At 42.8% G+C, this 10,326-nt stretch carries 8 protein-coding genes; 7 read left to right on the plus strand and 1 reads right to left on the minus strand.

All coding sequences use genetic code 11. The features are described 5' to 3' along the window. Position 1: 1 nt before the first annotated feature. From ADIARSV_RS12675 to ADIARSV_RS12690, 4 genes are all read left to right on the plus strand, one after another. A complete protein-coding gene (locus ADIARSV_RS12675; protein ID WP_016195948.1) occupies positions 2-3,181 on the plus strand; it encodes an efflux RND transporter permease subunit in 3,180 nt (1,059 codons plus the stop codon). A gap of 23 nt (positions 3,182-3,204) precedes the next feature. After that, a complete protein-coding gene (locus tag ADIARSV_RS12680) occupies positions 3,205-4,308 on the plus strand; it encodes an efflux RND transporter periplasmic adaptor subunit (protein WP_040300003.1) in 1,104 nt (367 codons plus the stop codon). Between the two features lie 6 nt (positions 4,309-4,314). Beyond that, the gene (locus ADIARSV_RS12685; protein ID WP_016195950.1) at positions 4,315-4,686 is read left to right on the plus strand and encodes a helix-turn-helix domain-containing protein; all 372 of its coding nucleotides are present in this window, start codon (positions 4,315-4,317) and stop codon (positions 4,684-4,686) included. A gap of 95 nt (positions 4,687-4,781) precedes the next feature. Continuing rightward, on the plus strand, positions 4,782-6,857 hold the full coding sequence (locus tag ADIARSV_RS12690; RefSeq protein ID WP_016195951.1) for a beta-galactosidase trimerization domain-containing protein: 2,076 nt from the start codon (positions 4,782-4,784) through the stop codon (positions 6,855-6,857). Here the strand turns inward: ADIARSV_RS12690 and ADIARSV_RS12695 are convergent. Further along, entirely contained in the window at positions 6,854-8,071 is a 1,218-nt protein-coding gene (locus tag ADIARSV_RS12695) for a metallophosphoesterase family protein (RefSeq protein ID WP_016195952.1), read from the minus strand. The two genes, ADIARSV_RS12690 and ADIARSV_RS12695, sit on opposite strands and share 4 nt — an antisense overlap. 35 nt (positions 8,072-8,106) lie before the next feature. Between ADIARSV_RS12695 and ADIARSV_RS12700 the strand changes: the two genes are divergently transcribed. The 3 genes from ADIARSV_RS12700 (at position 8,107) to ADIARSV_RS12710 (ending at position 10,236) form a co-directional block, all read left to right on the plus strand. After that, positions 8,107-8,904, plus strand: coding sequence for a trypsin-like serine peptidase (locus ADIARSV_RS12700; protein WP_016195953.1), 798 nt, complete (start codon positions 8,107-8,109; stop codon positions 8,902-8,904). A gap of 247 nt (positions 8,905-9,151) precedes the next feature. Continuing rightward, positions 9,152-9,484, plus strand: coding sequence for a heavy-metal-associated domain-containing protein (locus ADIARSV_RS12705; RefSeq protein ID WP_016195954.1), 333 nt, complete (start codon positions 9,152-9,154; stop codon positions 9,482-9,484). 362 nt (positions 9,485-9,846) lie between these two features. Further along, positions 9,847-10,236 (plus strand): HYC_CC_PP family protein, encoded by a 390-nt coding sequence (locus tag ADIARSV_RS12710; RefSeq protein WP_040300007.1) that lies wholly within the window; start codon positions 9,847-9,849, stop codon positions 10,234-10,236. The last annotated feature ends 90 nt before the right edge of the window (positions 10,237-10,326 follow it).

Raw genomic sequence — 10,326 nt, forward strand, 5'->3', positions numbered from 1 at the left:
GATGAATTTAATACGTTTCGCTCTGCGCAAGCCCATTTCAATCCTTGTATTTGTAGCCGGATTGTTTTTTTTCGGGATTAGCGCCATTCAGGATATTAAGGTAGACATCCTGCCTAAGATGAATCTTCCCGTGATCTATATCGCACATCCTTTTGGGGGATATACGCCTACTCAGATGGAATCTTATTTTGGTAAACAGTATGTCAATATCTTATTGTTTGCGAATGGGATTAAAAGTATTGAGACTAAAAATACGCAGGGACTGATGCTGATGAAGCTCACCTATTACGAGGGAACTAATATGGCACAGGCGGCTGCGGAACTAAGTGCGCTATCGAATCGGGCACAGGCGATATTTCCTCCGGGTTCTCAACCTCCGTTTGTGATTCGCTTTGATGCTTCTTCTCTTCCGATTGGGCAACTGGTGCTGAGCAGTGCTACGCGTTCGAATAATGAACTGCAGGATATTGCCAATACCTACGTGCGTTCTTCATTTACGGCTGTGCCGGGTTTACTGGCCCCTGCTCCTTTTGGAGGCAGTCCGCGTACCGTTGAGATTAATGTGGATCCGAGTTTACTGCGTTCGCATAATATGACCGTAGATCAGATTGTGGAAGCGATCAGGTTGAATAACCAGACGGCTCCTTCGGGAAACGTGCGGATTGGTGATAAAAATTATATCACCCCCACCAATTATACCATTAAAAAGATCAAGGATTTTGAAAACATTCCTTTATTTAAAGGGGGCGTGCAGAATTTATTGTTGCGGGATGTGGCAACGGTGCGTGATGGTTCGGATATTACGGCTGGCTATGCATTGATTAATGGAAAGCGTTCTGTTTATGTGAGTATTGCAAAGTCGGGCGATGCTTCTACCTGGGATGTGGTGAAGAATCTGAAAGCGAACCTTCCTGCTATTCAGAGTACGCTTCCGGAGGATATCAAGCTGTCGTATGAATTTGACCAGTCTGTTTATGTGATCAATGCGGTGAAAAGCCTGATCTCTGAAGGGGTTGTTGGTGCATTGCTGACGGGTTTGATGGTGCTTTTGTTTTTAGGTGACCGTCGGGCGGCATTAATCGTGATTCTGACTATCCCTACCTGTATTATTTCGGGGGTGCTATTCCTGAAGCTTTTCGGGCAGACTATTAATATCATGTCCTTGAGCGGACTGGCGTTGGCCATTGGGATCCTGGTGGATGAGTCGACAGTGACAATTGAAAATATCCATCAGCATTTTGATATGGGGAAACCTAAGGCATTGGCGATTTGGGATGCCTGTCAGGAGATTGCTTTCCCAAAGTTTCTGATCCTCCTGTGTATTCTGGCAGTTTTTGCTCCGGCTTTTACGATGACCGGAATTCCAGGTGCATTGTTTTTGCCTTTGGCCCTGGCCATTGGTTTTTCTATGGTGGTGTCTTTTTTACTATCGCAAACCTTTGTACCCATTATGGCGAACTGGTTTATGGTCAATAAGCATGAAGGGGTGTCGCCAGATGAACATGGACAAAAGGATGCGAAGGTTTCCTTGTTCAACCGGTTTAAAAACAGGTATATGCGGTTTATTGGCCGGATGATGGTATATCGAAAGCCGATTGTGCTGATCTACCTGGTAGTGGTTGTTGGGGCGTCGGTTTTGGCCATTACGCTGATTGGCAGGGATGTGTTGCCTAAGGTGAATTCGAGTCAGTTTCAGCTGCGCATGCGAGCTCCTGATGGTACACGTTTGGAACGTACGGAGGAAAAAGCGAATATTCTGCTCCGTGAATTGAAGAAAATGGTCGGGGCAGAGCACCTCGGTACTACATCCGTTTATATTGGTCAGCATCCTCCCACCTATTCTGTAAATCCTATTTACTTATTTATGGGTGGTCCCCATGAAGCTGTTTTTCAGATCAGTTTAACCGATTATGAGGTAAATATGGATGAGTTTAAAGATGATCTCCGGGCAAAGATGAAGGTGCTTCTGCCTGATGTGAAACTTTCCTTTGAACCGATTGAATTGACCGATAAGGTTTTAAGTCAGGGTTCGCCTACCCCTGTCGAGGTGCGTATTGCAGGGAAGAACAAAAAGCAAAATGAGGAGTTTGCTGATAAGATGGTGAAACAATTGAAGACGCTTCCGTACCTGCGTGATGTGCAGCTGACACAACCCATTCATTATCCTTCGCTGAATATTGATATTGACCGGACGCGTGCAGCCCAGCTTGGGGTAGATATGAATGATGTTTCGAGGTCACTGATTGCTTCCACTTCTTCTTCCCGGTATACGGATAAAAATGTGTGGCTGGATGAAAAAGTTGGCCTGACGTATAATGTGCAGGTGCAGGTGCCTTTGAATCAGATGAATAGTATGGCTGAGATTGGTGAGATTCCCTTATTACGAAATGTGGCCCGTCCGGTATTGAGTGATGTGGCGACAATAACGCCCGATACCACGTATGGGGAAAATGATAACCTGGGTACAACGCCTTATTTATCGGTTACTGCCAATTTAAATAACAAGGATCTGGGAAGCGCGGTTCAGGATGTGAATAACGAGATTAAGGGATTGGGTGAATTACCCAGAGGGTTGAAAATTCAAATGATCGGCTTGAGTAAAGTGCTGACGGAAACGTTAAGTAGTTTACAGTCAGGACTGTTTGTCGCCATTGTGGTGATTTTCCTGATATTGTCGGCTAACTTTCAGTCCTTCAAGGTTCCGTTGGTCATTTTGGCGACGGTGCCGGCAGTGGTATTGGGTGCTTTGCTGTTGCTGATGCTTTGTGGGTCGACATTGAATTTACAATCTTATATGGGCATCATTATGTCGGTAGGGGTATCCATAGCGAATGCGGTATTGCTGATTACGAATGCGGAAAACTTACGACAGCAAAATGGAAATGCAATGGATGCGGCTCGTCTGGCTGCGGCATTGCGATTAAGGCCGATCATCATGACCAGTGTGGCGATGGTTGCGGGCATGCTTCCGATGGCTATCGGGCACGGGGAGGGTGGCGGTCAGGTTTCCCCTTTGGGAAGGGCTGTGATCGGCGGGCTCATCGCTTCGACTTTTGCTGTGTTGCTGATTCTTCCGCTGGTGTTTGCATGGGTGCAGGGAAATACTTCTGTGAAATCTGTTTCACTGGATCCTAAAGATGAGGAAAGTACACATTTTATTGCGGAGAAAAAAGAATATTAGATTAGGTTCATCAAAGGATTAACATGAAAAAAAACGTATTTCAAAACGCAATTTTAGGCTCGGGGCTGTTGCTGTTTTTGGGCATGCTGGAGAGCTGTACGAGTACTGCGGTCACGGAAAAGAAACAGGCTGACTCTTCTTCTGTAAAAATCGAGACGTTTATATTAAAGAAAGATACGATCTCGACGGTGTTGAATTTGCCGGGAGAACTGATTGCAGAGCAGCAGGTGGATTTGTACGCTAAAATCAGCAGTTTTGTGAAGTCGATGCAGGTGGATATCGGTTCGGAGGTGAAAAAGGGGGCTTTGCTGATGACCCTTGAGGCGCCGGAGATGAGTTCCCAGGTAGCGGCAGCAAAATCCAGACTTCAATCTCAGCAGGCCATTTATTCTGCCAGTAAGGCTAGCTACAACCGTTTATATGAAACAAGTAAAACGCCTGGTACGATTTCCTCGAATGATCTGGAGCAGGCACAGGCGAAGATGAACTCAGATCTTGCGCAGTATCAGGCTGCCCAGGCGGCTTATAAAGAAGTGGGTTCCATTGCGTCTTATCTGGAGATCAGGGCGCCTTTTAATGGGGTCATCTCTGCACGTAATGTGAATTTAGGGGCTTATGTGGGGCCTTCCGGAAAGGGATCTGAAAGTCCATTATTTACCTTGCAGGATCAACAGAACCTGCGTCTGGCGGTAGCGGTTCCTGAAGTATATACCGGCTATCTGAAGCAGGGTCATGCCGCAAGTTTTACTGTTAAATCTTTACCAAGTGAAAAGTTTACCGCACAGGTTAAGCGAAAATCGGGGGCACTGGATCTGCGTTTGCGTGCCGAGATGGTGGAGATGGATGTGCCTAATGATAGCAAAAAACTGCTTCCGGGTATGGTTGCGGAAGTACATATCCCACTCCCTGCGGTGACTTCTACTTTTATTGTACCCAGAAATGCACTCCTGGATACTAGTGAAGGTCTGTTTGTAATTAAAGTAATGGATAATAAATCGGAAAAGATTGCCGTTAAAAAAGGAAGAGAGTCTGCTGATAAAATTGAAGTATTCGGGGAACTTAAGACCGGGGACCGGTTGATTCAGGAGCCTTCGGAAGAGATGCCTAATGGGATGATTGTTAAATAGGAAGATATGGGTTTAAGGGCTATTGAAAGTGTGTCGTGTAATGCATCGAACAGGCTGACTTCCAGGTTTATCGCTTTGCTGGAAAGCCAGTTTCCTGTAAATTCGATTGCTCATGTGTTGCAATTTAAAACGGCAAATGATTTTGCCTCCCAACTCTCGGTGCATGTGAATCATTTGAACTACGCGGTAAAAGAAGTGAGCGGGAAGACGACTTCGGAACTTATTGCTTGCAGGATTTCTCATGAGGCAATTGTATTGCTGCGTAATACGGATTGGAATGTCGCTCAGATTGCCTACTGTCTGGGTTTTGGACATCCGGCAAACTTTACGCTGTTTTTTAAAAAACAAACTAACTGTACTCCTAAGGCTTTCCGTTGATCGCTAAAAAACGCAAAGATGACTCGATTGGCAGGTGCCGAAGTATTTCACTTTTAAAAGTGTTTCATATGGATTAAAATTCCTAATTTGTATCCATGGATAGTTTGTTGACCGCTCCAGAAATCGGTGCAGAAATATTTATAGAACCCGGACAAACCGATCAGGAAATAGATACCTGGTTCCGACGGATGAAAGATCTTGGACTAAGCGTTACGCGCATCCGGATGTTTGAAAACTATATGCATTTAGAAGATGGCAGCTGGGATTTCAGCCTGTTTGACAAGGCTTTCCTGGCAGCAGAGAAGTATGGGATAGCCATCTACGCCAACTTGTTTCCTGCCACAACTTTCGATGATGTAGGGGGATTCAAGTTCCCTAAAACAGAAGAAAACCTGCATCAGATTGCGGACTATATCAAACATCTGGTCACACATTTCAGCACCTTTCCTGCGCTATATGGCTGGGTGCCGATTAATGAACCCGGTTCAGGCGAACTTCCCGATGATATCTTTACTCAGGAACGCTTTGTCGCATGGAAAGCACAACAAATTCCGGCTGAATACAGCAGCAAAGGATATACCCATTTTAACTTTGAAGAGCAGCGGTTCCTGCTCAAATATAATTCCTGGTTCCTGAAATGGTTAATAGATGAAATCAGACGCTACGATTCCGATCGTCCCATCCATGTCAATAACCATGCGATCTTTAAAAATGCTGCCGAATATGACTTCCCGGAATGGCGTACTTTCTTAAGTAGTTTAGGAGGTTCCGCTCATGCCAGCTGGCATTATGGGTATTTTACACGGCAGAAATATGCGTTGGCCATGTCCGCAAACAGTGAAATGTTGCGTTCTGGTGCAGGTGGTGTCATCCCCTGGATGATGACCGAACTGCAGGGAGGTAATAATACCTATAGTGGCATTTCGCCTATGTGTCCAACGCGTTTCGAAACAGCCCAATGGCTCTGGACCACCATCGGGTCAGGAAGTAAAGGCTCCATCTTCTGGTGTCTGAACCCCCGTTTATCCGGATTTGAAGCAGGGGAATGGGCGATGTTAGACTTCCAGGATCAGCCATCAGACCGCTTACTTGCCGCATCAGCAGTAGCAAACACCATAACAGCCAACCATGCGCTATTTGCCAGCGCCATGCCCATTGATTCCGGAATCCATGTCGTTTATACGCGCGAATCCATGTGGATCGAGCAGAAGCTCCAAATTCCTGGTGACCTGCATGAAGGCAGGTCAATCGGTGGCGTGATCAAATCGGCACTCGGCTATTTCGAAGCGCTGAGCGATATGGGAATCCATGCCTCTTTTAAAGAAATGGGCGAGTTTGATTTCGATCAGAATAACTACTCCAAACAAGTTATTATTTTAGCACATCAAATCAGTATCCCCTCTAAGTATTGGGAAAAGATCCACAGGTTTGTATCTCTTGGAGGTAAACTTATCGTAGAAGGACTGACCGGCTATTACGACGAAAATGCCTACTGTCTATTACGAGCAGGTTTCCCTTTTAAAGAATTGTTTGGAGGCGAAATCAAGGAGTTTAAAGTAGTAGCACCTTTGTTTGATCTCCGGTTGAGTAGACCGGACTTAAAACTCAAGGCCCATCTTTGGCAGGGATCACTGCATTTAACGACTGCAAAAGTTTTGGGAACCACTGTAAATGAAGCTATAGATTCCCAAAATATATACGAGAATGAAGTCATCGCTTCCCTGAAAGGGCATGAAAATGAAGTGATTGTTTCCGCAAACAGATCCGGAAATGAAGTGATTGCTTCCTGGAATGCCTATGGCAAAGGAGAGGTATTATGGATCCCCAGCTTAATCGGAATGGGCGCAAGAATCACGAATGATTATACCGCATTAACTGATCTCTTGTACCAGGAACTCGCTCCTTTATTAAAACATCAGCCTGCATTATTTGATCAACTCCAACAGGATGTAATCATGAAAACCATGCGTTCCGGAAATTCTTACCTTTTTATAATTATCAATAAATCCACCACTATCCGCTGGATCAAACTAAAAACCCCTAATCTCCAAAAGGACCCGCTTATTATCTATGCAGATCAAAACGGTCGCATGTCTGCCCAGAATGAAATAGAGATCCATTCCGAGGAAACGATGGTTTTAAAATGGGATTTAGATGTAAGCGGATTTTAGCGCTCGATTTTTACCTCAAAAGATTCAAAATGTGACACGGGCAAGCTGATATCATCAGGATCCTCATGCGGAATACTATAATAATCGCCTTGTACAAGGAGACCTGTGTTTTCTTTAACAATCGTGATTTTTAAAAACCCATGATGCGCAAAGCAATAATTCTGCAGTTCAATATTTTGAAATAGGGGACTTTCATCTGAGTAAGCCGGGTTATCAGGCTGTGCAATAGGATGTAATTCATCATACCCACCAGCCCCTGCAACTACGAATGTTAGCTCTTTTCCGTTCTCGTATTTTTTAATAAACCGTTGGTAATTATGTACATGGCCACTGAAGACCAGGTCTGGCATCACATTAGCTTCCTGAAAAGCATTTTTAAGAAACTCAATCATTGGCTGACTTGATCCATGATTGGTATCAGCAGAGTAGGGTGCATGGTGCAAACAAACCAATAATGCCTTATCAGTAAACTGAGCCGCATATTTTAATTCCTCAATAAACCATTCCTGTTGGGCATCGGTGATAATCCCGTATTTGGTGACATTGCTGTGTAAGCCAATAATCGTAGCCAGAGGACTTTCCAGCGTCCAGTAAATGTTGGGCTGTATCATGCTTTTTCGTGGATCGTCCCCTGAAAAAGGAATTTGGCGAGGCTCGGTATCACAAAATACCTGTTTAAAAGGTTCCAGACTTTTATAAGGATGAGGGTTTTCCACGTTTACATCACTATCATGATTTCCTGCAATAGCCACTATAGGAGCGGGATATTTCGAATAAGGCTCAAAAAATTGCTTTGCATATAAGTTCGACTCGCCAAAATTATACACGATATCGCCCAAATGATAGAGGAACTGGGGCTGGTCGTTGTCATCCTTTAAATCCTTAAACTGACTAATCATTTTATCAGCCACCACTTTTTGGAAATCGTGACTGCGGACCGTACCCGTATCCCCCACCATGTGAAAAACCATTTTCTGGTCACTGGGATCTTTTACAATGGTATCCAGATTTAAGCGGTATGGATATTTCCCTGAAGGTGTAGGTAGTGGCTGGAATTTGTAGCTGTCGTCAGGTTGGTTTAATTTAAAAACCGGTGTTTTCCGTATGAGTTGATCAGGATGGGGCATGATAACAAGTATTTGTCCGTTTAAATGTACAGTAAAATTAATCGAATGAGAAGGAATAGCAGTTATTACCTGTTTAATTCGATTCATTATAAACAGCACAAGTAAAAATACGTTAAGTAAGGGTGGGGAAAAACATATTCATAAAGAACATTTACCTTATCGTTTGTTGCATTCTATTTATCGCACCCCCTCTAGGCGCTCAGGAATGTAATAAGGAGGTAAGTAAAAACCGTCGAATTCAAATCCAATCGGGGCAATTAAACAAGGAAGTATTAAAAGTTGTGCAACTGGATATCCGCAGAATGGCATGGCTCTGGAATGAACGGTACAACGCTACCGCCGCATTTATTCACCCCCGGGTACTTATTACGGCAGGTCATAATCTTACAAATCGGTTTGATCCAGTTGCTAAAATGACGGTTACAGTAGGGTATACCAGTAATAATACCTATCGGGCCCGGCAGCATTTTGCGACGGCAATGTATAAAAATATATACGTGCTGCCCTCTTATAACAGCGCACCTACTTTTCAGGAAGATTATGGAATTATCATTCTTCCCGATGCTACTTTATACCAGCATGCAGGCGGGTATTTCAAACTGACGAATTATGCTGCGGCTAAACCAACGAAGGAGATTTTTACGGCTGGTTATCCCGACCCGATCACGGGGATGAAGTTGTGGACGGACAAAACGAAGAACTATTATTTTTTGGACCAACTGCTGCGGTATGACTTTTATACGCTGGATGGCTCAAGTGGGTCGCCAATTTATACCAATGCCAATCAGTTAATCGCCATACATACGGGTGGTTTTGATGATACGAATGTTTGTAATATAGGAACGCCAATTACTCCGCAGATAATAAAACAGATCAATGAATGGTGTAGGGCGCATGGGATCTATTTGAATTTTGCCTAAATCATTGCCCTTTATTTGTTGTGGATTTTCTTTTTCATTTCCGCGTTCACCTACAGAAAAGTATAGATTAAAACTTCATGGCATTGAAATTGCTTGTATAAGTATAGTAAATCTTAGTACTGTTAAAAATTAACAGTACTAAGATTTACTATATTTATTATTAGTTATGATTAGCTTCATTACTAAAATACACTTATATTCTCCTTCTGTAATAAAGCGTTAATATTATATATTTAAACTAAACAAGATGAAAAGGTATTATTATGAATTAAAAGGAATGAGTTGTGACGGCTGTGTGGACAACGTAAAGAGTGCATTGATTGAACTGCAAAATGTTGTAAATGCAGACGTTAAATTAAATCCGCCAGGAGTAGTAATTACCATGAATGAACCTATGGATACAAGTGTATTACAAACCCAGCTTAGTAAGGCTGGCAATTATACTATACTATCTCAGGGAGACGTGAACGGTGAAGAAGATGATACTCCTGATATAGAGCGAAGTAGTAGTTTTAGTAACACTCATACAGAAAGGCAAGACAAGCCGTTTGGAATAGATCATGAGCCCGGGGTATTATAAAGGTAAATGAACCGGATTTAGGATATGGTATCCAGGAAGATACCATTCAATTTTGTTATGTAATTTCAAGGTTGTCCTTTCGTAATATCGATAGGTATAATGATGGTAAAGATATAGTGTGATGAGTAAGTTTTAGTTATACAATCAAAGACGAAGTCAACACACTATATCTTAATTTTTTATAATGCGCAGGGAACAAGTGTAATCACAGTTAGAGATAAAGATGCAGAAATGTGTGAAATATTAGATCTGAAGGACATAACATGGGAACTGTGCACAAAAACTATAAACTGCATGCATGTGCCGCTCATTGTTTAGCGCTAATGCTTATATTTGCTAACAATATCAGTTAATCCATACAAGTGAAAAAGTTTTTCGTTACCCTATTAGTTGTTTTTTATCTTGGTGTTTCATCAGGAGCAACTATGCACTTTCATTATTGCATGGGGCAACTGGTGGAAATGGGATTGGTGTCTTCCAAAACGGAAAAGTGCAGCAAATGTGGAATGAAGACCGACAAGGCAAAGGATTGCTGCAAACACCAGGATAAACAAGTAAAGGTTGATAATGCCAAGACCTCTTCTGATGTTAACTTTCATTTTACTAATCTTCCTATCCAGCTAAAAAGCGAATATTTCACTTTTCAAGAAGTGGATATATCTTCTACTCATGAAGATTTCCCTCAATTAAACTCTCCACCGTTCGTACAAAGTTCAGCAACTTTTTTACGTAACTGCAATTTCCGTATATAGCATTTATTTCTTCTCTGCATCAAGCGATTTCTTGCTTGAAGGACGTTTCAGTCCCTAATTTTCAATTTTCTTACGTAAGTTAATTTTAAT

This window comes from Arcticibacter svalbardensis MN12-7 (assembly GCF_000403135.1).
GTDB classification, from domain to species: domain Bacteria; phylum Bacteroidota; class Bacteroidia; order Sphingobacteriales; family Sphingobacteriaceae; genus Arcticibacter; species Arcticibacter svalbardensis.